Source organism: Flavobacterium fluviale, from assembly GCF_003312915.1.
GTDB classification, from domain to species: Bacteria; Bacteroidota; Bacteroidia; order Flavobacteriales; family Flavobacteriaceae; genus Flavobacterium; species Flavobacterium fluviale.
This window is the reverse complement of record NZ_CP030261.1, coordinates 4815618-4839571: the sequence shown is the minus strand read 5'-3', so window position 1 is coordinate 4839571 and position 23954 is coordinate 4815618. Positions and strand designations below refer to the sequence as shown.

The following is a 23954-nucleotide window of genomic DNA, read 5'->3' as shown; positions in this document are numbered from 1 at the left end:
AGATTCAAATAAATTTTTATTATTGTTATAAAGATTCTCCTAATAAAAGAGGAGCAATTTTATTCCGTATTTCGGGATAACAAATATGTGAACAAATTTCTGTAAAAAAAAATATTTTGACATCTAATTTTATAAAAAAAAGTTGTAAGTAGGCTTTTTAAATTTGAATTTTTTTAATCTCTAAATAATGAAAAATCACCAGACTCAAGTAAGAGTTCGTTACTCAGAAACCGACCAGATGGGAGTCGTTTATCACGGAAATTATGTGCCTTATTTTGAAATCGGACGCGTGGAATGGCTTAGAAATAAAGGGGTTTCGTATAAAAGCATGGAAGAAAGCGGTATTGGTCTGCCAATTGTAAACATGAATATAAGTTACAAAAAATCGGCGAGATACGATGAGCTTTTAACAATTCATACAACTTTCAAAAGTCACTCTTCTGTGAAGATTGAATTTGACTGCGAGATCTATAATGAGTCAAATGAGTTATTAACAACTGCGACGTTTATTTTGGTATTTATTTCGTTAAAAACGGGTCGTCCGACAGCTCCTCCAGATTATATTTTAGAAATATTTAAATCGCTTGAATAATTGTTAAATCGCTTAAAGATTTTATACTAATTTATATAATTTTAATATCGATTTCAAACATTAAATCAAAAATGCTGAACACTGTTTCGGCATTTTTTTTTCGCGTTTTGATTGTAAATTTGCCGATCGGTAATCCGGAAATTTCATCCATTTCCATTTCTTGAGAAGTTATCTCTAACTTTTTTTCTTTAATCACACGCATTACTTTATTCATGTTTTTATAATCAAATGAAATTAAAAATGATTCATCAATTGTTTTTTCAATGATCTCGCAAGTTTCTAAAGTCATTTGGGCTGTTGTTCGATAAGCAGCGATTAAACCTCCGACTCCCAGTTTTACACCTCCAAAAATTCGAACAACCACAACAAGAACGTTGGTTACTCCAAAAGATTGTATCTGCCCGTAAATTGGCGCGCCTGCAGTATTGCTTGGCTCGCCGTCATCATTAGCGCGATATGAAATTTTGCTGCCAACTCCCAGCTGATAAGCATAACAATAATGTACAGCATGCGGATGTTGTTTTTTAAGGTCTTCAATAATTGGTTTTACTTCGTCTTCATGATCTATCGGAAATGCGTAGCCAAAGAATTTACTGCCTTTTTCTTTAAACAGCATTTCTTCAGATGCGATTGCAATAGTTTGATAAGTATCGTTAATTTCCAAAAGCAGTAATCTAAATTATATTTTTATTGTAAAGGTCAATAACATCTTCTTTCCCGACTTGAAGATTCCAGACTTTTATACCTAGCGCTGCTGCGCTGTCGGTGTTTTCTTTTTTATCGTCAACAAATAAAGTATTCTCTGGGATTAAATTGTGTTTGTCAAGTAAGAATTGGTAAATCTTTGGGTCTGGTTTTCTTAATCCCATATCAAATGAGAAATAGACTTTTTCAAAACAGCGATAAAAATCTTCATAAAAGGCAGTTCCGTTTTTTGTTTCAAATGTATTGATGTGAATAGAATCAGTATTGCTCAATAAAAACAATCGATATTTTTTGGATAATTCTTTTAGGAACTCCAAACGGTATAAAGGAAAATCTGCCAATACAGCATTCCAAGCTTTTAAGATTTCTTCTTTAGATGCGTTAGGAAGTTGTTTTTGAAAACCGCCAATAAAATCTTCTGGAGAAATATGTCCAGTTTCAAAAGAAAAATTTAATTGATCAAGTTCGTTATTCCATTCTGTCATTCCTAATTTTTGCAAACCAGAAATTGTGGCAGCTTTGTCTAAATTGATGAAAATATCTCCAAAGTCAAAAATTATAGTATCAATCATAATTTCTAATCTGTATTAGTTCGTCGCTTAAAATAGTAGTTTTTGTGTTGTTTTTTCTTGAAATAATTGGAGCCTTTGTTCCGTTGCCAAAACTTGGTTTTCCGACAAATATTCGAGCTTCATCCCAAATATTTTCATCTATAAAAGATTGTAAAGTTTGTCTTCCTCCTTCAATTATTATCGATTGAATTTGATTTTTATATAAAACATCCAAAATCTCAGGAATAATATTTTTACTAAAATCAATTACTTTAAACTGCGTATTTGCTGTTGATGTTTTTTTGTTTTCATTAGAAAAAATAATTGTTTTTACAGTGTCGTCAAAAATAAAACTGTTGTCGTCAATTTTATTTTCTCTATCTATAACAACCCTCGCAGGATTATTACCGCTCCAATCTCTGGCGTTTAATTTAGGGTTGTCATCAATAACAGTTTGTTTTCCAACTAAAATAGCCTGCTCTTCGGTTCTCCATTTATGAACCAATTGTCGAGAATAAGTATTCGTAATCCAGATTGGTTTACGATCCTGGTTGTTAGCTTTTTCAGGAGCTAAAAATCCATCCTGACTTTCTGCCCATTTTAAAATAATATACGGTCTCTTTTTTTGATGAAAAGTAAAAAAACGTTTGTTCAGCTCGTTGCATTCATCTTCTAAAACTCCAACGGTAACATTTGCTCCAGCTTCGATTAATTTTAGAATTCCTTTTCCAGCCACTTTCTCATTAGGATCAACCGTTCCCACAACTACATTTGGGATTTCATTAGCAATGATTAAACCACAGCACGGAGGGGTTTTTCCAAAATGACTGCAAGGTTCTAAGCTTACATAAATTGTTGCTTTTTTTAACAGCGATTTATCTTTCACAGATTTCACTGCATTTACTTCTGCATGAGGTTCGCCGGCTTTTTTATGCCAGCCTTCGCCGATAATTTGATCGTCGTAAACAATCACGCTTCCGACCATTGGGTTTGGATAAGTAGTTCCAAGTCCATTTTGTGCCAGCTCGATACAGCGTTTTATGTATTTTTCTTGTATATTCACGGTACAAAAGTAGTTAATTTTTGAGTTTAAGACTAAGTTAAGAAACTATCGAAAAACTATCTTTACTTTTGTAATTATAATATTTTAGATTTAAAAAATGGTAAATTGGCTAATCCGAGAAATTAAAAAAGAAGACAATCAGGCAGTTGCTAGTTTAATAAGGTCGGTTTTTGATGAAATGGAAATTCCAAAAGTGGGAACTGCATACGAAGATCCGTATCTAGATTTGATGTTTGAAGAATATAGTAAAGCAAAATCTTCCTATTTTGTTGTAGAAAGTGAAGGTGAAATTGTAGGCTGTGCAGGAATTGCTCCCTTAGAAAATGGTGATCCGAAAATCTGCGAATTGCAGAAAATGTATTTTCTGCCCAAAACCCGAGGTTTAGGAATTGGAACGCAAATGATGGAAAAGTGTTTAGAACAAGCAAAGGATTTTGGTTTCGAAAAATGTTATATAGAAACAATGCCTTTTATGCATACAGCACAAAAGTTGTATAAAAAATCTGGTTTTGAATATCTGGATGCGCCATTAGGGTCAACGGGACATTGCTCTTGTCCAATATGGATGCTGAAAGTTTTGTAATTAGAATTTGTAACAATTTTGTGTTAACGAGACTTATTGAATTGTAAAATCAGTTTTAAACTGGTACATAATGTTCAAATAATTGAAATGAAAATTAAACAATACCGCACTCAATTTATTAAAGAATTATCGCCTTTTTACGATGCGTACGAAGCGGAGAGTTTTTTTTATTTAATTCTGGAAGAGAAACATAAACTTCGTCAGATTGATTTGGCATTAAATCATGAATTGACTTTCGAGGAGAATGACTTTGTAATATGGGACGAACTTGTAAGACAGCTGAAAAAAGAAGTTCCAATTCAATATTTACTTGGGAAAACAAATTTTTACGGTTTGGATTTTGAAGTAAATGAGAACGTTCTGATTCCGAGACCAGAAACAGAGGAATTAGTAGAATGGATTATTAATGAAAATTCTAATCCTGATAAATCAAAAAAAATAAAAATTCTAGATATTGGCACAGGAAGCGGCTGTATCGCTATTTCGCTGGCAAAAAATCTGCCTAATGCTGCAGTTTTTGGAATCGATGTTTCTAAAAAAGCAATTGAAACAGCAAAAAGAAATGCGGTAAAAAATAATGTCGATGTGACTTTTGTTCTTTTGGATATTTTAGAAACTGAGGAACTAAGATGTAATTTTGATATTATTGTTTCTAATCCGCCTTATGTTCGAAATTTAGAAAAAGAAGAAATCAAAAAAAATGTACTGGATTACGAACCGCATTTAGCACTTTTCGTGGAAGATAATGATGCTTTGATTTTTTACAGAAAAATTGCTTCGCTGGCACAAAAACGCCTTTTTGAAAAGGGAAAATTATATTTCGAAATCAATCAATATCTTGGAAAAGAAATGATTGAGTTGCTCGAAAATATGGATTTTAAAAACGTTGAACTTCGAAAAGATATTTACGATAACGACAGAATGATAAAAGGGAATATTTAAAGTTTTTCAGTCTCAGTCTCAGTCTCAGTCTCAGTCACAGTTTTCGGCAGCACTAATACTGAAAACTGTGACTGCGACTGAATACTAAAAAACTATTCGTATCGTAAAGCTTCAATAGGGTCTAATTTAGATGCTTTAATTGCTGGATATAAACCAGAAACCAACGCAACACAAAAGCTTGTTGCAAAAGCGGCAAAAATTGCCATCCACGGAATCACAAATGAGAAGCTCATAGCTGCTGCAATAGCAAATCCTAATAAAATACCCAAAACGATTCCGACTAAACCTCCAATTTGTCCAATTAATAAAGTTTCAATAAAAAACTGGAAAGCTACAGTAGTTCTTTTTGCTCCCAAAGCTTTACGAACACCAATTTCGCGGGTACGTTCTGTAACCGAAACAATCATAATATTCATCAATGCTATGGAAGATCCTAAAATAGTTATGATGCTGATAATCCATGCGGCCCATCCTAAATATTGAGTAATTCCGAGAATTCTGTTAATTAAATCATCGCTTCGAACAACGCCAAAGTTATTATCACGAACTGGACTTAATTTGCGAACTCTTCGCATGGTGCTTGTTGCGTTGTCAATAGCCTGGTCTAAAACTTCTTTTTTAGAAACCATTACACTAATTGTATAATTGATATTTGGTGCCGTAAATAAAGATCTTGCCACTTGAATTGGAATCAAAACTCGTAAATCCTGACTGTTCCCAAACGTTGAACCTTTTTCTTTAAGAACTCCAATTACTTTAAATCTTGCGCCTCTAATGGAAATTATTTTATCAATTGGATTAATATCTTTTAAAAGTCCTTTTTCGAAGTCAGAACCAACAATGCAGGAATAGGTGTTGTTTTCAACGTCAAATTGATTAAAGCTTCGTCCTAAACTTGTTTCCAAGCCAGAATTAGTAATAAAATGTTCGTCAACGCCTACAATTGTAATTTCAGGATCTGTTTTTTCTCTTAAATATTTTACTTCAGCAGTAGAAGTTGCTGTAAATGATAGAGAAGTTTCTGTAAAAGGATATTTGTATTTATTTTTAAAAGCAACAGCTTCAGGATAAGAAATAATCGGATTGATGACTTCTCGTTCATTCCCACCGCGGTTACGAACCTTATTTTCGTATTGATTGATGTTAAATGTATTTGCTCCCATCGAAGCAAAATCGCTGGAAATTGTATTTTCTAAAGCAGAAACCACAGTAAGAATTCCAACCAAAGCCGTAATACCAATAGCGATAATTAAAACGGTAAGAATGGTACGCAGTAATTGTGTTTTGATAGAACCAAAAGCAATTCGAATATTTTCTTTAAATAATTTTAGCATCATGACCAATTTGTCACGAAAATACGTTTTTTGTTACAAGTTTGTTTTCGAAGCGCTATTATTTATTTTAAAAAGTAAGATATTTGCAGGCGATTAAAATAAAAAGAAAATAATGTTAATGAATTTAGAGGTAATGATTCAGTAAATCTAAAATCTAAAATCAACAATCTAAAATAAAAAAGATGGCTTCAAAACCAAGTATTCCACAAGGAACAAGAGATTTTTCGCCTGCAGAGGTGTCAAAACGTCAATATATTATTCAGACAATCAAAACTAATTTTGAAAAATTTGGTTTTCAGCCAATAGAAACTCCTTCGTTTGAAAATTCAGATACTTTGATGGGGAAATATGGGGAAGAAGGAGATCGTTTGATTTTTAAAATATTGAATTCAGGTAACTTTTTCTTCAATAAAAATAAAATTGAACTGCCAGAATCTATTGAAGCACTTCAGTCTAATTCTGCCGAAACAATAGATTTAAGCCAGAGAATCGAATTGAATAAATTTACTGGAAGAATTTCAGAAAAAGCATTGCGTTACGATTTGACAGTTCCGTTTGCAAGATACGTTGTACAGCACCAAAACGAAATTGAATTTCCTTTTAAAAGATATCAGATTCAACCTGTTTGGAGAGCTGACAGACCACAGAGAGGACGTTATAGAGAATTTTATCAATGTGATGCCGATGTCGTTGGTTCAAAATCACTTTGGCAGGAAGTAGAATTGGTTCAGTTGTATGATACCGTTTTCACTTCATTAGGATTGGAAGGCGTTACAATTAAAATCAATAACAGAAAAATATTATCTGGAATTGCTGAGGTTATTGGCGCTTCAGATAAATTAATCGATTTTACGGTTGCTCTTGATAAATTGGATAAAATTGGAGAAGACGGCGTAAAAAAGGAAATGATCGAAAAAGGAATTGCTGCAGAAGCGTTAGTTAAAGTACAGCCGCTTTTTAGCTTTAGCGGAACATTTGCAGATAAAATCAATCAGCTTTCAGAGTTATTGGCTTCTTCAGAAGAAGGAATGAAGGGTGTTGAAGAATTGAAATTTATTTGTGACAATGTTGCCGTTTTAGGATTGGCAACAGCGACTTTAGATTTAGATGTGACTTTGGCACGTGGTTTAAATTATTACACTGGAGCTATTTTTGAAGTTGCGGCTCCAAAAACCGTTTCGATGGGATCTATTGGAGGCGGTGGAAGATACGACGATTTGACTGGTATTTTTGGTTTGAAAAATATGAGTGGTGTCGGAATTTCTTTTGGTTTGGATCGCATTTATTTGGTTTTAGAAGAATTGCAATTGTTTCCAGAAACTGTTGCAGCGACTTCAAAAGCTATTTTTATCAATTATGGAGATAAAGAAGCTTTGTATGCTTCAAAAGCAATTCAAAAATTAAGACAAGAGAATATAAAAGTGGAATTGTACCCTGATAATGTAAAAGTTGGAAAGCAGTTTCAATATGCAGATAAACGTCTGATTCCGTTTGCAGTAATTGCAGGTGATCAGGAAATAGAATCAAATTCTTATGCGCTTAAAAATTTAGTGACAGGAGAACAAATTACAGTTGATTTCGAAGGATTGAAAAATGCTTTGTTGGTATAAGAGTTTAACCAGCAAAGTGCGCTAAGATTTATTTTGTTTTCTGTATAAAAAAGATAAAGTTTGCAAAGCTTTGAAGATGATTTGGTTAGTAAATTATTACCATTTTATCCGCTAAAAATCTTTTGTAATGTGCGTGAAATACTTGCTAGTAAAGAAAAAAAGCTTTTAATTTGCCGACCTTAAGTTACGGGCGTAGTTCAAGGGTAGAATAGCGGTCTCCAAAACCGTTGATGGGGGTTCGAATCCCTCCGCCCGTGCAATATATATATTTTACAGCAAAGATTTTTTGTTCAAAATATTAAAAAACACAATTCGCAAAGCTAAATTTATATAAAGCTTTGCGATTTTTTTTAAAAACACAGAAAACACAAAGATTTATTTAAGTGCAGTTTCTAAAATCACAGAATTCACAAAACTTTGTGTGTTTAGATTTTATAAGCACAACTTAAATCTCTGTAAACTCTGTGAAAACCTTTGTGTTCTCTGTGGTAAAAAAGTATAGTAAAAAAAGCAAAAAAAAAGCTTCGTCTCTTAAGGCGAAGCTTTTTTTAATATAAGGTAAATTTGAATTAATAATTATTTTGAGGCCGAGGCCAACCCTTAAATTCAATTTTGATTGGTAATGATTTAGTTTTTACGTTCCAAAGATAAAATAAACTATAACGTAATAGTCTTAAAATTATACTAAATTTTAATTCGCTAATTTCATTTTTTAAAAGTCTCATAATTAATAAAGTGACAATTTGACATTTTATAAGATTTGGCAGTACTTTTGCAATCCAACAGAAAGAAATAAAAAATGAAGTTTAAAAATATTTTTAAAAATAAAAGTAATATGACTACGGAAAATACAGAATTCGATCAGGAATTAGACGACGTAACGTTAGAGAACAATGCCAACGGAGAACAGTTAATTGTTGAAGAATTAAGTGTTGAGGAGCAATTAGCTCAAGACTTGGCTAAAGAAAAAGATAAGTTTTTGAGATTATTTGCCGAATTTGAAAATTACAAAAAAAGAACTTCAAAAGAGCGTATTGACCTTTTTAAAACTGCAAATCAAGAAGTTTTGTTAGCAATGCTTCCTGTTTTAGATGATTTTGACAGAGCGATGGTAGAAATCAACAAATCTGAAGATGAGAATTTAACTAAAGGTGTTGAATTAATTCACGAAAAACTTAAAAGTACTTTAGTAACTAAAGGTTTAGAGCAAGTTGATGTAAAAGCAGGTGATGCTTTTGATGCTGATTTTGCTGAAGCAATTACCCAAATACCAGCTCCGTCTGATAAATTAAAAGGGAAAATTGTTGACGTTATTGAAAAAGGATACAAATTAGGAGACAAAATTATTCGTTTTCCTAAAGTAGTAATCGGAAACTAAAAAAGCAAACAAAAGTTTCAAAAGTCAGTTTTAAGATTGGAATTTGGAATTTTAGTTTTTGGAATTTAACCTTCATTATGAAAAAAGATTTTTACGAAATACTAGGCATTTCAAAAAATGCTGACGCTGCTGAAATAAAAAAGGCATATAGAAAAAGTGCGCTGAAATATCACCCTGATAAAAACCCAGGCGACAAAGAGGCAGAAGAAAACTTCAAATTAGCGGCAGAAGCTTATGAAGTTTTAAGTGATCCGCAGAAAAAAGCAAAATACGATCAATACGGACATCAAGCATTTGATGGTTCTGGCGGATTTGGCGGTGGTCATGGCGGTATGAATATGGATGACATCTTCAGCCAGTTTGGTGATATTTTTGGAGGTGGATTTGGCGGTTTCGGAGGCGGAGGCGGTGGTCCTCGCCGTGCAAAAGGAAGCAATCTTCGAATTAAAGTGAAATTAACTTTAGAAGAAATTGCAAATGGAGTAGAGAAAAAAGTAAAAGTAAAACGTAAAGTTCAGGCAAAAGGTGTAACGTATAAAACTTGTACGACTTGTAATGGTCAAGGTCAGGTAATGCGTGTAACTAATACCATTTTAGGAAGAATGCAATCTGCGTCAACTTGTCCTGCTTGTGGTGGTTCTGGTCAAATTTTAGATAAAAAACCTTCTGAGGCAGATGCACAAGGAATGGTTCAGGAAGACGAAACGGTTTCAATCAAAATTCCTGCGGGAGTTGTTGACGGAATGCAGTTAAAAGTTTCTAACAAAGGTAACGATGCGCCAGGAAATAGTATTCCAGGTGATTTAATTGTTGCGATTGAAGAAATTGAGCACGAATTCCTAAAACGTGAAGGTGAGAATGTTCACTACGATTTATATATCAGTTTCCCAGAAGCTATTCTAGGTGCTTCAAAAGATATAGAAGCAATCAACGGAAAAGTTCGTATTAAATTGGAAGAAGGAATTCAATCTGGAAAAATCTTAAGATTAAAAGGAAAAGGAATTCCAAGTTTAAATGGTTACGGAAACGGAGATTTATTAGTTCACGTAAATGTTTGGACTCCTAAAACTTTAAATAAAGAACAAAAACAATTCTTTGAAAATGCTCTAAACGACGAACATTTTATTCCAAGTCCAGAGAAATCAGAGAAATCATTTTTTGAGAAAGTAAAAGATATGTTTTCATAATTGAAACTTTTTCTAAAATGTAATACCATCAAAAACCCATTCTAGTGCAAATTAGAATGGGTTTTTTGTATATTATAATACAAAGTTCGCTTCGAATTATTTACTTTTACAGTCGCTGAGCTATAATTGGTGAAGCTACGCAGAAAATCTAAAAAACAGCATGAGTAACTTACTTGAAGTACATAAAGTCGTAAAACAATATGGCGATTATGTAGCGCTTAACGAAGTTTCATTAAATGTGCCGAAAGGCAGTATATATGGACTATTAGGTCCTAATGGAGCTGGAAAAACTTCCCTTATCAGAATCATCAATCAAATTACAATGCCAGATAGTGGCGAAGTAATTTTGGATGGCGAAAGATTGCAACCCAAACATGTACAGGTAATTGGTTACCTTCCAGAAGAAAGAGGTTTATATACTTCTATGAAAGTAGGTGAACAATGTTTGTATCTTGCACAAATGAAAGGGCTTTCTAAAACCGAGGCAAAACTGCAATTAGAATATTGGTTTGATCGTTTAGGAATTCAAGGCTGGTGGAACAAAAAAATCCAAGAACTTTCTAAGGGAATGGCGCAGAAAATTCAGTTTGTAGTCTGCGTTTTGCATAAACCAAAACTGCTGATTTTCGACGAACCTTTTTCTGGTTTTGATCCCGTAAATGCCAATGTTATAAAAGATGAAATTTTGGCATTAAAAGAGCAAGGCTCCACAATTATTTTTTCGACACACAGAATGGAAAGCGTTGAAGAACTGTGTGATCATATTGCTTTAATTCATAAATCGAATAAACTTATTGAAGGTAAAGTTGGCGATGTAAAACGTCAGTTTAAAACTAATAGTTTTGAAGTTGGAATTTTGACTAATAACGTCGAAGGTTTGATGTATGACATTACGCAAAAATTTAGTGTTGCACCTGCAAATTTCAAATCTTTGAATGATGATTTAAAATTAAATATTCAAATAGGAAATGCAACGCCAAACGAATTATTGAATATTTTAACACAACGTGGACAAGTAACACATTTCGTTGAAAAAATTCCAAGCGTAAACGATATTTTTATTCAAACAGTAACAGAAAATAAAATTTAAAAATTCCAAAATAGAAATTCCAAATTCCAATTGTAAAAGCTTGGAATTTGGGATTTGAAGTTTTAAAAATTAAAAATATTTATGAGCATCATTTCGTTGATTATAAAAAGAGAATTTATTGCCAAAGTCCGCAATAAATCTTTTGTTGTCATGACTTTTTTGAGTCCGCTTTTATTTGTGGCGATAGCAGTTTTTATTGGCTATTTGAGTTCGATGAAAGCCGATACAAAGCGTATTGCAATTCATGACGAAACTGGACTTTTTGCTGCCGATTTCTTAAAAGAAAATAAAAAAGGAGCAGAGTTCAAATATCTCGATTTATCTGAAATTGATGTAAAGGCGTTGAAAGACAGTATTACAAAAGAAAATTTCAGCGGTTTAATTGTCATTCCAAAAACAAATAATACAAAAGATTTAGAAAGTAAAATAGAATTTATTTCGAATAATAGTCCTAGTATTTCTTTTGTTGAAAGTACACAGGATGTCATCGGAACAAAAATTACGAAACTAAATCTGGAAAAAGCCAAACTAGATACCCTTGCGATTCAAAAAGCACAGTCAAAAGTTAATATTCATTTGGTGAAAGCTTCTGGGGAAGAAAGTTTAAAAGGATTAAACGAGATAAAAATCGGAATTGGAGGTGCATTCGGTTATTTGATTATGATGTTTATTATCATTTACGGAAACATGGTAATGCGAAGTGTAATCGAGGAAAAAACGAACCGAATTATCGAAATCATTATTTCGTCGGTAAAACCATTTCAGTTAATGATTGGTAAAATTGTAGGAACTTCTCTTGCAGGGATTTTACAATTTATGATCTGGGCAATTATTGGTTTGGGATTAATGTTTGCAGCGTCGGCATTTTTTGGTGTCAATATCGGACCGACTGCCAGAATTTCGCCAGAATTAATGCAGTCAGCACAACATGAATTTGCAGGATCTGCACAAATGTATATTGCTGAATTATGGAACCTGCCAATTGCCAGTATTCTAATAGGTTTTGTAATTTATTTTATAGGAGGTTATTTTCTGTACAGCTCATTTTATGCTGCAATCGGAGCGGCAGTAGACAATCAAACAGATTCCCAGCAGTTTTTACTGCCAATTATTATGCCTCTTATTTTAAGCGTCTACATCGGATTTTTTACAGTTGTTAATGATCCTCACGGAACAGTTGCTGTAATTTTTTCGATGATTCCATTAACGTCGCCAATTGTAATGCTTATGCGTATTCCGTTTGGTGTGCCGTGGTGGCAAATCGCAATTTCGGTATCATTATTGTTTGCTACATTTTTCCTTGTTGTTTGGTTCGCTGCAAAAATTTACCGCGTAGGTATTTTAATGTACGGCAAAAAACCAACGTGGAAAGAATTGTATAAGTGGCTGAAGTACTAGCTTTTTAAAGTTGCAAAGGTTTACTGGAACAAAGGTTCAAAGGTTTTTTTAAATTTGAATTTTTGTAACTTAGAAATAACAACTTTAAGAATTAAATAGTACTTAAAAAAAGATATTACTAATAAAAGGTTGAAAGGAATTAGTAGCGACAAAGATTTTAAACTTTGTACCTCTGAACCTTTGCAACTTTGAACCTTAGAAAAAAAAATGAGTAAAATACTAATTATAGAAGACGAAGCAGCGATCAGAAGAGTTTTGGTAAAAATTTTATCAGAAGAGAATGATTCATACCAGGTTGAAGAAGCTGAAGATGGCGTTGCGGGTCTTGAAAAAATAAAAAACAACGATTACGATTTGGTTTTGTGTGATATCAAAATGCCAAAAATGGACGGTGTTGAGGTTTTAGAAGAAGTAAAAAAGATAAAACCAGAAATTCCGATGGTCATGATTTCGGGGCACGGCGATATGGAAACAGCAATTCACACCATGCGCTTAGGAGCTTTTGATTATATTTCAAAACCGCCGGATTTGAATCGTTTATTGAATACCGTTCGTAATGCTTTAGACAAAAAACAATTAGTTGTCGAGAATAAAATTCTAAAGAAAAAAGTAAGTAAGAATTACGAAATGATAGGCGAGAGCGAGTCAATTAATCATATTAAAGTCATGATTGATAAAGTAGCTCAAACCGAAGCCAGAGTTTTAATTACGGGTCCCAACGGAACTGGAAAAGAATTAGTAGCACATCAGTTACATGAAAAAAGCGAACGTGCTAATTTTCCTTTAATAGAAGTTAACTGTGCCGCAATTCCGAGTGAATTAATTGAAAGTGAATTGTTCGGACACGTAAAAGGCGCTTTTACATCGGCAGTGAAAGATCGCGCAGGGAAGTTTGAAGCAGCTGACAAAGGAACTATTTTTCTAGATGAAATTGGCGATATGAGTCTTTCAGCGCAAGCCAAAGTTTTACGTGCCCTTCAGGAAAGTATGATTACCAGAGTTGGTGCCGATAAAGATATTAAAGTTGATGTTCGTGTAGTTGCTGCAACAAATAAAGATTTAAAAACAGAAATTGCAGAAGGTCGTTTCCGTGAAGATTTATACCATCGTCTGGCAGTTATTTTGATTAAAGTACCGCCGTTAAATGAAAGACGTGACGATATTCCGGCTTTGATAAAACATTTTGCAGAAAAAATTGCATCAGAGCAGGGAAATGCAGTGAAAGTATTTTCGGCGCAAGCCATAAAATTATTGCAGGAATATGATTGGACAGGAAATATTCGTGAACTTCGAAATGTAGTCGAACGATTGATTATTTTAGGAGGAAACGAAATCTCTGAAACCGATGTAAAATTGTTTGCAAGTAAATAGATGCTTCGCGCAATAGGCTTTAAGCTTTAAGCTTTAGGCTTTAAAAAAAAGTATAATATTTTAGCTTATAGCCTAATGCTTAAAGCTTAAAGCATAAAAAAAATGAAACTAAAAAAAATAAACGAGAAGTTACAAGACGGATTAATTGAAAATGGTTTGACAGAAGCAAATGCATTGCAGCTGGAAACATTTTCGACCATAAAAAGTGGTGCCGATTGCGTAATTATTTCTCCAAAAGGAAGTGGAAAGACAACTACAATTGTTTTAAATGTCATTCAGCAGTTAGCAGGAAAAAATGAAGAATCGCCTCGTGCTTTGATTATTGTTGAAGACAAAGCGAAGGTATTGGAAATGGTGGCGCTTTTTGAAAAATATGGAAAATACACCAATCTTGAGGTGTATGGCGTAAATGAAAAAGGCGATATGGATTACGATAAAAATTACATTTCAACCGGAATCGATGTCTTAATTGGAACACCAACGAAATTAAACGATATGTTTAGTACGGCGGGTTACAATGTTAACCGATTAAAAATGCTGATCCTTGATGATGCTGATCCTATTTTAAGGTTGAGGCACGAAACCAAAATTATGCGTATTTCTGGCAGTATTACAAAAACACAGCGTTTGATTTTTGCTGAAACCCTGACAGAACGCATCGAAATTTTGGCTGACAAAATGTTAGTTGAACCTTTTTTATTTGATATGGATGAAGAAGGAGAGGAAGAACTTGACGAAGAAGAAGACGATATTCAAGAAGAATAGATAGTCTCAGTTTTCGGTTTCAGTAAGAAGAGTGCTAAACTGAAAACTGCACAAACAAAATAATTAGTGATTAATGGAGATATTAAAAACGTTTAAATTTTTAGCATTGGTACTTTTGTGCTTTTTTCTAATTGTTTATGTTTTAATAATATCTTACGTTTATTTCAATCAGGTTGAATTAGTTTTTCATAGTTCAAAATTACCAAAGGATTTTAAATTTGATTATCAGCATAAGTATGAGGAAATTAATATCAAGTCTTTTGATGGAAGTATTCTCAACGGATTGTTGTTTAAAGCCGAAAAATCCAAAGGCTTAATTTTTTATCTTCATGGAAATGCCGGAACATTAGAAACTTGGGGCAAGATTGCTAAAATATATACTTCACTGGGTTACGATATTTTTATTTTGGACTACAGAAGTTTCGGAAAGAGTGAAGGTGAAATTGAAAATGAAGAACAATTGAGTAAAGATATTTCGATTGTTTTTAAGCAATTGTCTAAGAGATATTCAGAAGATGAAATTATAATTGCTGGATATTCTATCGGTTCTGGGTTTGCTGCAAAACTTGCTTTAGAAAATAGACCAAAAGCAGTAATCCTTCAGGCTCCATATTACAACTTTTTAGAATTGTCAAGTTCGAGAGTTCCCTTTTTTCCAGACTTTATGAAGAGGTTTAGTTTAGAAACCAATTTATATCTTCCAAAAATTAAAGCTCCAATTTATATTTTTCATGGAACTGATGATCAGTTAATTCCTTGTGAAAATTCAGTAAGATTGAAAAAGCTTTTGAAATCAAATGCCTATTTTTATCCTTTGAAAGGTCAGGGACATGTTGGGGTGAATGAAAATGAAGATTTTCAAAAACAATTAAAAATAATATTAGAATAAATAGAATATCATGGGATTAATGAAGGTGTTTTCGGGTAGTGAAGTGTTAGCAATTGCTTTGCAGGAAAGATTAGAAACAGCGGGAGTAGAAACCGTAAAAAAAGATAATATTCAATCGGCTCGTTTAGGAGGTTTCGGTCAGACAGATTTGGCTGTTGAGGTTTTTATTCAAGAAACTGATTTTGCAAAAGCAAATCCGGTTATTGAAGAATTTAGAATGAGTCTTTAAAAGTTTTCAGTTTTTAGTCGCAATTTTCAGTTGTTACTGAGACTGCGGCTGAAAACTGCAGCTGAATACTAAAAAATATGCAATACAAAATGCTGGTGCTCGACATGGATGATACCTTGTTGACAGACGATCATAAAATTTCAGATTTAAATAAAAAAGTAATATTAGAGGCACAGGCCAAAGGTGTTTATGTAGTCTTGGCTTCGGGAAGACCTACGTCTGCAATGATTGCTTATGCAAAAGAATTACAATTGGATATTAATGACTCTTATATTATATCATTTAATGGTGCTATTATCAGCAGGGCAAAAGACGATTTAGTTTTTTTTGAACAAAAGCTGACTGTAGAGCAGATTCATGATTTATACGATTATAGTGTTAAAATGAAGACGCATATTATCACTTATTTGGACAATGAAATTATAAGCGAAACAGATTCACCATATATAGAAGTCGAAAAAGAAATTACTGGAATGGTGCATCGTAAAGTGACCAGTTTTAAAGATTATGTTGACAGACCTGCGGTAAAATGTATTTTATTAGAAGATCCGGCTTATTTGAAAACGGTTGAAAAAGATTTGATTGAAGCAATGCCGCATTTGAGTGTTTCTATGTCGAAACCATTTTTCTTAGAAGCAGCGCAGCAAGGGGTTGATAAAGCAGCCAGTTTGAAACTTTTGGCAGATAAGTTAGGAATTCTTCAAAGTGAAATTATCGCAGTTGGAAACGCTGGAAATGATTTAACAATGATTGAATATGCTGGTCTTGGAGTCTGGGTAGATAACGTAACGCCCGAATTGCGTGATAAAGCCGATTTAATTGTATCTTCCAATAATAATGATGGTGTTGCAGAAGTAATAACACGTTACATTTTAAATTAATAAAGATGAAGAATTCAATTGAAACCGAACGTTTGATTTTACGAGAGTTTAAAGCTTCTGATGCAGAAGGAATGTTCGAATTGGATTCGAATCCGAATGTGCATTTGTTTTTAGGAAATAATCCCGTAAAACATATTGAAGAAAGTATTGATTATATAAAATCTATTCAAAAGCAATACAAAGATTTTGGAACAGGTCGCTGGGCGGTTGTTTTAAAAGAAACCAATGAATTTATTGGATGGTCAGGAATAAAATTTATTACTGACGAAATCAATAATCATAAAAACTTTTACGAGTTAGGATATCGTTTTATCGAAAAACATTGGGGAAAAGGATATGCGTCTGAATCTGGAAAAGCTTTTGTCGACTATGCTTTTAATAATATGAAAGTTGAAGTACTTTACGCGTATGCCGATGCAGGAAACGAAAATTCTAGAAAGATTTTAGAAAAATTAGGTTTCCATTTTGTGAATTCTTTCGAATATGAAGGAGAAATTGAAGTTTGGTACGAACTCAAAAATCCAAACTCAAACTAAGAAATGTATTCCAAATCTTTACATACTTAAAAGTCAGTAAAGATTTGGAAACAATTCCGAGTTATACTATTATTTTTTAGCTACAGAAACAAAATATTTATTTCCGTCACCCATAGTTAATTTTACACGTTCGTCGCAAAGATCGATTGCAAAATTAGCACTTTCGTAGCAGCTGCAAGTAGTGTTTTTGTCTTTAGACATTTCTGTTTTACAGTTGTTGTTTTTAAAAGTACTCAATTGTGGTGTATATAAACTAACTAAGTCAGTAGAAGCAGTTACTAATGAGATAATACTTGCTGAATTATTATTAGTAATTCTGTACACAATTCTATCAGTGTAGTTTACTTCGTTAACCGTTACTTTACGAATATAAGTGTAAGCTGTAGATCCTTCACCTGGTTCTTTCACTTCAAACTTAAACCCAACTGCACGAATAGCAACATCAAATTGCTGTTGTGAATTGAAGCTCGCCCAAGTCGTTAATGTACTAATAGAAGGAAATGGATTTGCGGCTGGGGCATTAGTTTGCGCTTGCGAACTAAAAATGGTTAAGAACATCAAGCAGATTGTGGGTAAAAATGCTTTCATAAAGTGGTATTTGTTATTATAATTTTGCCTACTCTCTTTGGTTTTCGGCTTTCCCATTTCATTTTGTAACACAAAACAACAACATAACGAGTAAAATTCAAAATTGTTATGCCTGAATTATTATTAAATTAATTAAAGCTTGTAAAAATTCTTAATTATGGATTAATTTTCAGACTAGATCATAACAAAAGTAAATGTAAGAAATTTTGAATTTAAATCAAGAAAAAATGTATTTAATCGATGAAACTTGCATTTGATCGATTATTTTGTCATTTTATTCTTATTCTACTGTTAAAAAAAGACAGTTTTAGATGTATGATCTTCAAAAAAAATAAATCACCAAAATATATTTTTAATGTTTCTAAATTAACATTGAATACAAATTATTGATTCGAAGTAAATTAATCCCTTTCTTTTGATGAATATTGTTTGTAAATTTGCAGCCTTAAATTTTTTGACAACGATTTCATTAATTTAAGACAGATTATGGAAAATAGAAAAAAAGTTGCCTTTTATACGCTGGGTTGTAAACTGAATTTTTCAGAGACTTCTACAATTGCCAGAAATTTTAACGACGAAGGTTTTGACCGTGTCGATTTTGAAGAAATAGCAGATATTTATGTCATCAATACTTGCTCTGTAACAGAAAATGCAGATAAGCAGTTTAAGCAGGTAGTCAAAAAAGCAATGAAGCTTAACGATAAAGCTTTTGTCGCAGCTGTTGGTTGTTATGCCCAATTAAAACCAGAAGAATTGGCCGCTGTCGACGGAGTTGATTTGGTTTTAGGTGCAACAGAAAAATTCAAAATCACTGACTATATTCATGATTTGAGTAAAAACGATATGGGCGAAGTGCATTCATGCGAAATTGCCGAAGCCGATTTTTATGTTGGAAGTTATTCTATTGGTGACCGTACAAGAGCATTTTTAAAAGTGCAGGACGGCTGCGATTATAAATGTACGTATTGTACAATTCCGCTGGCAAGAGGAATTTCCAGAAGTGACGCTTTAGAAAATGTACTAAAAAATGCCAAAGAAATTTCGGCTCAGAATATCCGTGAAATTGTTTTAACTGGAGTAAATATTGGTGATTATGGAAAAGGGGAGTTTGGAAATAAAAAACACGAACATACTTTTCTAGATTTAGTTCAGGCTTTGGATAAAGTAGAAGGAATCGAACGTTTACGTATTTCATCTATCGAACCGAATTTACTTAAAAATGAAACCATCGAATTTGTTTCTAAAAGCAGAACTTTTGTACCGCATTTTCATATTCCTTTACAATCAGGAAGCAATGATATTTTGAAATTAATGAAACGTCGTTACTTGCGTGAAGTTTATATAGATCGCGTAAACAAAATTCGCGAAGTAATGCCTCATGCTTGTATTGGTGTAGACGTTATTGTTGGTTTCCCTGGAGAAACAGACGAACACTTTTTAGAAACCTATCATTTCTTAAATGATTTAGATATTTCGTATCTGCACGTATTTACGTATTCTGAAAGAGACAATACAGAAGCAGCGGATATGGAAGGCGTTGTACCTTCAAATGTAAGAGCAAAACGCAGTAAAATGCTTCGTGGTTTATCAGTTAAAAAACGCCGTGCTTTTTATGAAAGCCAGTTAGGAACAAACAGAACCGTTCTTTTTGAAAGCGAAAACAAAGAAGGATACATTCATGGATTTACAGAAAACTACGTAAAAGTAAAAACACCTTGGAATCCTGAATTGGTAAATACTTTGCAAGAAATCAATTTGACAAAAATAGACGAAGATGGAAGTGTACGTTTGGAGTTTTTGAATAAACTTGCTGAAGTCTAAAAATGTAACGAAAGTATTGTCATTCCGAGGAACGAGGAATCACACTCGGAGCTCGACAAAGATTGACGATTATGCATACGGAATTACGATTGTGATTCCTCGTTCCTCGGAATGACAAAAAACAACAAAGCCCTTTTCAAAAGGGCTTTGTTGTTTTAAAATTATCTTACTTCTGATTCTCGTCAACCACCAATTTCAGTGAATTAATATAGTCAGTATCAAATTCTATAACACGAATCTTTTCTGGATTAAAACTCAATTCTCCTCCAAATTGGCCTCGTGTGTCCAAAAAATTAATGGTTAATTCTTCGTCGTTTAATTCTATTAATTTTCCTAAATAAGCAGATTTTGATGATTTTTTTGCAATTTGAAAAACTCCGTATTTCTCAGAAATAAATTTTATGATTGAAGCCAAATCTTTAATAGGAATGATATCTTCAGAATTAATTTTCAAACCTTTCAACCGAATTACTTTCTCTGTAAACGCCAGATCATGATCTCGGTTTACAGCTTCGATGTTTTTATTTCTCAAAATGACAAAACCGTCCAAAACAAAATCTACAGGATTATTTCGAAGTAAAATCCATTCATCAGAATAATCAATTAGAAATCCGCTGAAGATTTCTTTCTTATCCTGAAATTCTATTTCGACCAACTGTCTTAAATATTGTTCCATAATTTTTAGTTTTTGAAATTCCAATATTTAAAATTCCAATTTAGTCAAACTTGGAATTTGGAATTTAAAAATTGGAACTTGAAGTTTATATTTTTAAGGATTAGTTGACCAAATACTGCTATTTTTAATAAACACTCTTCGGTTTAATTTTAACTGTGCAATAATTAAATCTGCCATATCTTCAGACTGCATCACTTTTTCTGGATTTCCGTCAGTCAGATTTAAATCCTTAGCCATGTCAGTAGCAACAGTACTAGGCGTTAAAGCTGTAACACGAATATTGTGTTTTCTCATTTCCTGCATCAAAGAATCGGTTAAACCTAAAACAGCAAATTTAGAGGCGCTGTAGGCACTCGTAAGAGCATTTCCGTTTAGACCTGCAGTAGATGAAATATTGATAATATCTCCAGTTTGTCTTTCAATCATATTTGGAATAACGGCGCGTGTCGTATAATACGTTCCCATTAAATTTACTTGGATAATTCTTTCCCAAGCTTCTGGCTCCAATTCTAAGAATTTTCCAAAAGAAGCAATTCCAGCACTATTGATTAAGATATCAATACTTTTAAATTCGGCAATTGCTTTTTCAACAGCAGTATTTATGGAGTTAATATCCGAAACGTCTGCAGATAAAGCTAAAGTTTTTACACCCAGTTTTGCCGTTTCTTCTGCCAATTGATCAATATCGCTTTTAGTTCTAGAAACTAAAATCAGGTTTACACCTTCTTTGGCCAAAGCAATGGCTACAGCTTTTCCAATTCCTTTTCCAGCACCAGTAATAAGCGCATTTTTATTTTTTAAGTCGGTCATGATTGTATTTTTAGAAATGCAGAAAGCATCATTTTAAGTACTACAAAAATAAGCTTTTGCAAACTAAAATGATGCTTTAAATATATTCTTAATCTAAGTTTAACAACTTTTTGTTATTCTTTCAAAACCATATCGATACACATTACGGCTCCTAAAATTAATTGTCTCAACGGACTTTCGGCTGCTACAGTATCTTCAATTTGAAGTACATAATTATCGGCGCTTGTGAAAAACTCTTTTCCTAATCCAGCCCATTTCTTACTTACCTGCGCCAATTGTTTGTTTTCATGGGAGAATTTAAAATCCCACCCTGTCCATTTTCCTTGAAGCGTTGCAACCGGTTTTTCGTTTTTGTCTAAGATGTCAAACTTTCCTCCGATAGAAAAGAATTTTTGTTTAAAAGTTCCAATCAAACGATCTTTTTCGTCCAATACTTCAACAGTCGATCTAAAGATGGCAACGCCTCTTCTTACGGTAATTAATTTTTCGCCAGAAGCAGTTGTGATTTCTACATTAAACGGAGTTGCTCTTTTATAATCTGTAAAACGAAGTACTTTTGTGAAGAAACCAAGATTGTTTTCTCGGCAGTTCATAATTATCTGATTCGTTTCCGGATTGTATATGTCATAGTTATTTGCGGCTTTAAACATTCCAACATGTTCTTTTACTAAAAATAAATTTTGGCTTAAAATTGGGTTCATACGAGTATAAAAAATTAAAGTTTTAAAAAAGCCAAATGTAATACAATATTTATTAATTATACTGTTTAGAAGTTTCAACCAAACGAATAAATTCAGCTTTGTAACCTTCGCTATCGTTTGAATTTCCTTGCTTAGCTAGTTTTACAATTTCATCAGAAGATTTGTCGGTGATCAATTTTGAATCTCTTAATTTTAATCCGAACCAAGCAACTGCAGTACTAAATTTCATGTCATCACTCGCTTTTTCCATAACAGCCGATTTGTTCTCAATAACCTGAACCATTTCTATACTTTTGTCACCGTCAGGCTTTTTGTAACGGAATTTTATTGTTGCCAATTCATTAGTGTAATTACTTGAAATTGTTTCTGTTTTAGTATATTTCAGATCATCTACCAGCGAAATTAAATAATTGCTTTTTACGCCAGCTGGAATAATTTCATACAAAGCCGTTACGGTATGATTACTTCCTAATTCTCCAGCATCAATTGCATCATTTTTAAAATCTTCCGCACGAAGTTTTCTGTTTTCATATCCAATCAAACGATACGCCTGAACTTGTTTTGGATTGAATTCAATCTGAATTTTTACGTCTTTCGCGATAGCAAACATTGAACCTTTAAATTCTTTTCCTAAAAAACGATTTGCTTCTTGAATATTATCGATATAAGCATAATTTCCATTTCCCTTATCGGCTAAAATTTCCATTTTACTGTCTTTGTAATTACCCATTCCGTAACCTAAGCAAGTCAAGAAAACGCCCGTTTTTCTTTTGTCTTCGATTAATTTTTCCATGTCAGTGTTAGAAGAGCTTCCCACATTAAAATCGCCATCAGTTGCCAGAATTACACGATTGTTTCCTCCTTTGATGAAATTTTCGGTAGCGGTTTTATAAGCCAGTTCGATTCCTGCACCGCCGGCAGTACTTCCGCCAGACTGCAATTTATCCAAAGCATCGATAATTGTTTTTTTCTCATCGCCTGAAGTTGGAGGTAAAACCATTCCTGCAGCGCCCGCATACACTACGATTGCCACTTTGTCTTTTGCACGTAATTCGTTTACTAATATTTTTAAAGATTGTTTTAATAATGGCAGTTTGTTCATATCGCTCATCGAACCCGAAACATCAATTAGGAAAACAAGGTTTGAAGCTGGCAGATCATTTGTTGGAATATTTTTTCCTTGTAAACCAATTTTCAAGATTTTATTGTTTGCATTCCAAGGCGAATCGCTTACTTCTGTGTTAATAGAAAACGGATTTTCATCTTTAGGCTGTGGATAAGTGTATTTGAAAAAGTTTACCATTTCTTCTACACGTACTGCATCTTTTGGAACTTGCTGCCCATTGTTTAAAAAACGTCTGATATTCGTATACGAAGCATTATCAACATCAATAGAAAAGGTAGAAAGCGGTGCTGTCTTTGAACTTTCGAAAGCATTCTCCACAAAAGCACCATAATCTTCCTGGGTTGGTTCTGCAGGAATTGGCATTATGTTTAATTTTTTGTCTAATTCCTTTTCCGAAAGATTTTTATAAAGTTCATTTTTAGTCGAAACTACCACAACGCCATTAGTAGCTTTAGTTCCATAAATAGATGTTGCTGCTTTGTCTTTTAAAACTGAAACGTTGTCAATATCATTCGGATTAATTTTTGCCATTTGATTGGCTTTTGCAGGAACTCCGTCAATTATATACATTGGTTCATTTTTTGGAGAAACAGATGCATTACCGCGTACAACGACATTGGGGCTTGGCATATAAAGGGCATTACTCGTAACTTGCATTGCCATTTTTCCTTGCGGTGCTGCCGATTTATCTCTTTTTTCTTTTCTTTTTTCGGCACGTGCATAACTACGATCTTCATATTCAGCATTACTTGTGCCGTAACCCATAACCACAACTTCATTTAAAGTTTGATTATCTGGAACAAGTTTTATATTGATAATATTTGAGTTCTGAATCTTTTGACTTTGGTTTTTATAGCCAAGGAAGCTGAAAACCAGCATGTCGCCAGTTTTGGCTTGAATACTGTATTGGCCGTCAAAATTTGTATAAGCACTAGCTTTTGAGGTCTGATTTAGAACAGTTACACCTGGAATTGGCTGTTGTGTTTCGTCTGAAACGATTCCAGTAATAGTTCTTTCTTGTGCTATGGTTACGAAACATACAAGCATAGCAATGGCTGATGAAATAAGTTTTAAACTTTTCATGATAATAATTTTTAAGATTAATGTTTGGATTTAGCTTTGTCAAAG

At 33.2% G+C, this 23954-nt stretch carries 24 protein-coding genes and 1 tRNA gene; 16 read left to right on the top strand and 9 right to left on the bottom strand.

The window, feature by feature from the left end; genetic code table 11:
• Positions 1-187 precede the first annotated feature (187 nt).
• Entirely contained in the window at positions 188-592 is a 405-nt protein-coding gene (locus HYN86_RS20915; protein WP_095952032.1) for an acyl-CoA thioesterase, read from the top strand.
• A 31-nt stretch (positions 593-623) separates the two neighbouring features.
• On the opposite strand, the gene HYN86_RS20910 is transcribed toward HYN86_RS20915, so the two are convergent.
• Genes HYN86_RS20910 through ribD form a run of 3 tightly spaced genes read right to left on the bottom strand, consistent with a single transcriptional unit; the run spans position 624 to position 2911 of the window.
• Complete coding sequence (locus tag HYN86_RS20910; RefSeq protein WP_113679805.1) at positions 624-1256, bottom strand: IMPACT family protein; 633 nt, start codon at positions 1254-1256, stop codon at positions 624-626.
• Between the two features lie 10 nt (positions 1257-1266).
• Entirely contained in the window at positions 1267-1869 is a 603-nt protein-coding gene (locus HYN86_RS20905; protein ID WP_113679804.1) for an HAD family hydrolase, read from the bottom strand.
• A complete protein-coding gene (gene ribD / locus HYN86_RS20900; protein ID WP_113679803.1) occupies positions 1862-2911 on the bottom strand; it encodes a bifunctional diaminohydroxyphosphoribosylaminopyrimidine deaminase/5-amino-6-(5-phosphoribosylamino)uracil reductase RibD in 1050 nt (349 codons plus the stop codon). Before ribD ends, HYN86_RS20905 begins: the two co-directional genes overlap by 8 nt.
• A gap of 97 nt (positions 2912-3008) precedes the next feature.
• Here ribD and HYN86_RS20895 point away from each other — a divergent pair, with 97 nt between their 5' ends.
• Complete coding sequence (locus tag HYN86_RS20895; RefSeq protein WP_113679802.1) at positions 3009-3494, top strand: GNAT family N-acetyltransferase; 486 nt, start codon at positions 3009-3011, stop codon at positions 3492-3494.
• An 87-nt stretch (positions 3495-3581) separates the two neighbouring features.
• A complete protein-coding gene (prmC, locus tag HYN86_RS20890; RefSeq protein WP_113679801.1) occupies positions 3582-4436 on the top strand; it encodes a peptide chain release factor N(5)-glutamine methyltransferase in 855 nt (284 codons plus the stop codon).
• A 92-nt stretch (positions 4437-4528) separates the two neighbouring features.
• Here the strand turns inward: prmC and HYN86_RS20885 are convergent, their stop codons facing one another.
• A complete protein-coding gene (locus HYN86_RS20885) occupies positions 4529-5773 on the bottom strand; it encodes an ABC transporter permease (protein ID WP_162789415.1) in 1245 nt (414 codons plus the stop codon).
• 179 nt (positions 5774-5952) lie between these two features.
• On the opposite strand from HYN86_RS20885, the gene hisS reads away from it, so the two are divergent.
• The 12 genes from hisS (at position 5953) to HYN86_RS20825 (ending at position 17104) form a co-directional block, all read left to right on the top strand.
• A complete protein-coding gene (gene hisS, locus HYN86_RS20880; protein ID WP_113679799.1) occupies positions 5953-7380 on the top strand; it encodes a histidine--tRNA ligase in 1428 nt (475 codons plus the stop codon).
• Between the two features lie 186 nt (positions 7381-7566).
• Positions 7567-7637 (top strand) — tRNA-Trp (locus HYN86_RS20875).
• Positions 7638-8179: 542 nt separating this feature from the next.
• A complete protein-coding gene (locus HYN86_RS20870; protein WP_057116942.1) occupies positions 8180-8758 on the top strand; it encodes a nucleotide exchange factor GrpE in 579 nt (192 codons plus the stop codon).
• A 77-nt stretch (positions 8759-8835) separates the two neighbouring features.
• Positions 8836-9945 carry a molecular chaperone DnaJ gene (gene dnaJ / locus HYN86_RS20865; protein WP_113679798.1) on the top strand — a complete coding sequence of 370 codons (1110 nt, stop codon included), beginning with the start codon at positions 8836-8838 and terminating at the stop codon, positions 9943-9945.
• Between the two features lie 160 nt (positions 9946-10105).
• Positions 10106-11035, top strand: coding sequence for an ABC transporter ATP-binding protein (locus HYN86_RS20860; protein ID WP_113679797.1), 930 nt, complete (start codon positions 10106-10108; stop codon positions 11033-11035).
• Positions 11036-11116: 81 nt separating this feature from the next.
• Complete coding sequence (locus tag HYN86_RS20855; RefSeq protein ID WP_113679796.1) at positions 11117-12433, top strand: ABC transporter permease; 1317 nt, start codon at positions 11117-11119, stop codon at positions 12431-12433.
• Between the two features lie 207 nt (positions 12434-12640).
• Positions 12641-13804: a sigma-54-dependent transcriptional regulator gene (locus tag HYN86_RS20850; RefSeq protein ID WP_057116938.1), complete on the top strand. Its 1164-nt coding sequence runs from the start codon at positions 12641-12643 to the stop codon at positions 13802-13804.
• A 102-nt stretch (positions 13805-13906) separates the two neighbouring features.
• Positions 13907-14569 carry a DEAD/DEAH box helicase gene (locus HYN86_RS20845; RefSeq protein WP_113679795.1) on the top strand — a complete coding sequence of 221 codons (663 nt, stop codon included), beginning with the start codon at positions 13907-13909 and terminating at the stop codon, positions 14567-14569.
• A gap of 73 nt (positions 14570-14642) precedes the next feature.
• Entirely contained in the window at positions 14643-15458 is an 816-nt protein-coding gene (locus tag HYN86_RS20840; protein ID WP_113679794.1) for an alpha/beta hydrolase, read from the top strand.
• 10 nt (positions 15459-15468) lie between these two features.
• The gene (locus HYN86_RS20835) at positions 15469-15687 is read left to right on the top strand and encodes a putative signal transducing protein (RefSeq protein ID WP_113679793.1); all 219 of its coding nucleotides are present in this window, start codon (positions 15469-15471) and stop codon (positions 15685-15687) included.
• 77 nt (positions 15688-15764) lie between these two features.
• Positions 15765-16568, top strand: coding sequence for a Cof-type HAD-IIB family hydrolase (locus HYN86_RS20830; protein WP_113679792.1), 804 nt, complete (start codon positions 15765-15767; stop codon positions 16566-16568).
• A 5-nt stretch (positions 16569-16573) separates the two neighbouring features.
• A complete protein-coding gene (locus tag HYN86_RS20825) occupies positions 16574-17104 on the top strand; it encodes a GNAT family N-acetyltransferase (RefSeq protein ID WP_113679791.1) in 531 nt (176 codons plus the stop codon).
• A gap of 69 nt (positions 17105-17173) precedes the next feature.
• On the opposite strand, the gene HYN86_RS20820 is transcribed toward HYN86_RS20825, so the two are convergent.
• Positions 17174-17692, bottom strand: coding sequence for a hypothetical protein (locus HYN86_RS20820; RefSeq protein WP_113680023.1), 519 nt, complete (start codon positions 17690-17692; stop codon positions 17174-17176).
• Between the two features lie 486 nt (positions 17693-18178).
• Between HYN86_RS20820 and mtaB the strand changes: the two genes are divergently transcribed.
• Positions 18179-19513 carry a tRNA (N(6)-L-threonylcarbamoyladenosine(37)-C(2))-methylthiotransferase MtaB gene (mtaB, locus tag HYN86_RS20815; protein ID WP_113679790.1) on the top strand — a complete coding sequence of 445 codons (1335 nt, stop codon included), beginning with the start codon at positions 18179-18181 and terminating at the stop codon, positions 19511-19513.
• A 166-nt stretch (positions 19514-19679) separates the two neighbouring features.
• Here the strand turns inward: mtaB and HYN86_RS20810 are convergent, their stop codons facing one another.
• From HYN86_RS20810 to HYN86_RS20795, 4 genes are all read right to left on the bottom strand, one after another.
• Entirely contained in the window at positions 19680-20189 is a 510-nt protein-coding gene (locus HYN86_RS20810; RefSeq protein WP_113679789.1) for a hypothetical protein, read from the bottom strand.
• Between the two features lie 93 nt (positions 20190-20282).
• Complete coding sequence (locus tag HYN86_RS20805) at positions 20283-20999, bottom strand: 3-ketoacyl-ACP reductase (RefSeq protein ID WP_113679788.1); 717 nt, start codon at positions 20997-20999, stop codon at positions 20283-20285.
• A 113-nt stretch (positions 21000-21112) separates the two neighbouring features.
• Entirely contained in the window at positions 21113-21700 is a 588-nt protein-coding gene (locus tag HYN86_RS20800; RefSeq protein ID WP_113679787.1) for a phospholipid scramblase-related protein, read from the bottom strand.
• Positions 21701-21752: 52 nt separating this feature from the next.
• Positions 21753-23909 (bottom strand): vWA domain-containing protein, encoded by a 2157-nt coding sequence (locus HYN86_RS20795; protein WP_113679786.1) that lies wholly within the window; start codon positions 23907-23909, stop codon positions 21753-21755.
• Positions 23910-23954 lie beyond the last annotated feature (45 nt).

Coding starts and splice junctions, on each gene's coding strand:
- HYN86_RS20915 (WP_095952032.1), top strand. CDS start 188: ATGAAAAATCACCAGACTCAAGTAAGAGTTCGTTACTCAGAAACCGAC.
- HYN86_RS20905 (WP_113679804.1), bottom strand. CDS start 1,869: ATGATTGATACTATAATTTTTGACTTTGGAGATATTTTCATCAATTTA.
- HYN86_RS20895 (WP_113679802.1), top strand. CDS start 3,009: ATGGTAAATTGGCTAATCCGAGAAATTAAAAAAGAAGACAATCAGGCA.
- prmC (WP_113679801.1), top strand. CDS start 3,582: ATGAAAATTAAACAATACCGCACTCAATTTATTAAAGAATTATCGCCT.
- HYN86_RS20885 (WP_162789415.1), bottom strand. CDS start 5,773: ATGATGCTAAAATTATTTAAAGAAAATATTCGAATTGCTTTTGGTTCT.
- hisS (WP_113679799.1), top strand. CDS start 5,953: ATGGCTTCAAAACCAAGTATTCCACAAGGAACAAGAGATTTTTCGCCT.
- HYN86_RS20870 (WP_057116942.1), top strand. CDS start 8,180: ATGAAGTTTAAAAATATTTTTAAAAATAAAAGTAATATGACTACGGAA.
- dnaJ (WP_113679798.1), top strand. CDS start 8,836: ATGAAAAAAGATTTTTACGAAATACTAGGCATTTCAAAAAATGCTGAC.
- HYN86_RS20860 (WP_113679797.1), top strand. CDS start 10,106: ATGAGTAACTTACTTGAAGTACATAAAGTCGTAAAACAATATGGCGAT.
- HYN86_RS20855 (WP_113679796.1), top strand. CDS start 11,117: ATGAGCATCATTTCGTTGATTATAAAAAGAGAATTTATTGCCAAAGTC.
- HYN86_RS20850 (WP_057116938.1), top strand. CDS start 12,641: ATGAGTAAAATACTAATTATAGAAGACGAAGCAGCGATCAGAAGAGTT.
- HYN86_RS20845 (WP_113679795.1), top strand. CDS start 13,907: ATGAAACTAAAAAAAATAAACGAGAAGTTACAAGACGGATTAATTGAA.
- HYN86_RS20840 (WP_113679794.1), top strand. CDS start 14,643: ATGGAGATATTAAAAACGTTTAAATTTTTAGCATTGGTACTTTTGTGC.
- HYN86_RS20835 (WP_113679793.1), top strand. CDS start 15,469: ATGGGATTAATGAAGGTGTTTTCGGGTAGTGAAGTGTTAGCAATTGCT.
- HYN86_RS20830 (WP_113679792.1), top strand. CDS start 15,765: ATGCAATACAAAATGCTGGTGCTCGACATGGATGATACCTTGTTGACA.
- HYN86_RS20825 (WP_113679791.1), top strand. CDS start 16,574: ATGAAGAATTCAATTGAAACCGAACGTTTGATTTTACGAGAGTTTAAA.
- HYN86_RS20820 (WP_113680023.1), bottom strand. CDS start 17,692: ATGAAAGCATTTTTACCCACAATCTGCTTGATGTTCTTAACCATTTTT.
- mtaB (WP_113679790.1), top strand. CDS start 18,179: ATGGAAAATAGAAAAAAAGTTGCCTTTTATACGCTGGGTTGTAAACTG.
- HYN86_RS20810 (WP_113679789.1), bottom strand. CDS start 20,189: ATGGAACAATATTTAAGACAGTTGGTCGAAATAGAATTTCAGGATAAG.
- HYN86_RS20805 (WP_113679788.1), bottom strand. CDS start 20,999: ATGACCGACTTAAAAAATAAAAATGCGCTTATTACTGGTGCTGGAAAA.
- HYN86_RS20800 (WP_113679787.1), bottom strand. CDS start 21,700: ATGAACCCAATTTTAAGCCAAAATTTATTTTTAGTAAAAGAACATGTT.
- HYN86_RS20795 (WP_113679786.1), bottom strand. CDS start 23,909: ATGAAAAGTTTAAAACTTATTTCATCAGCCATTGCTATGCTTGTATGT.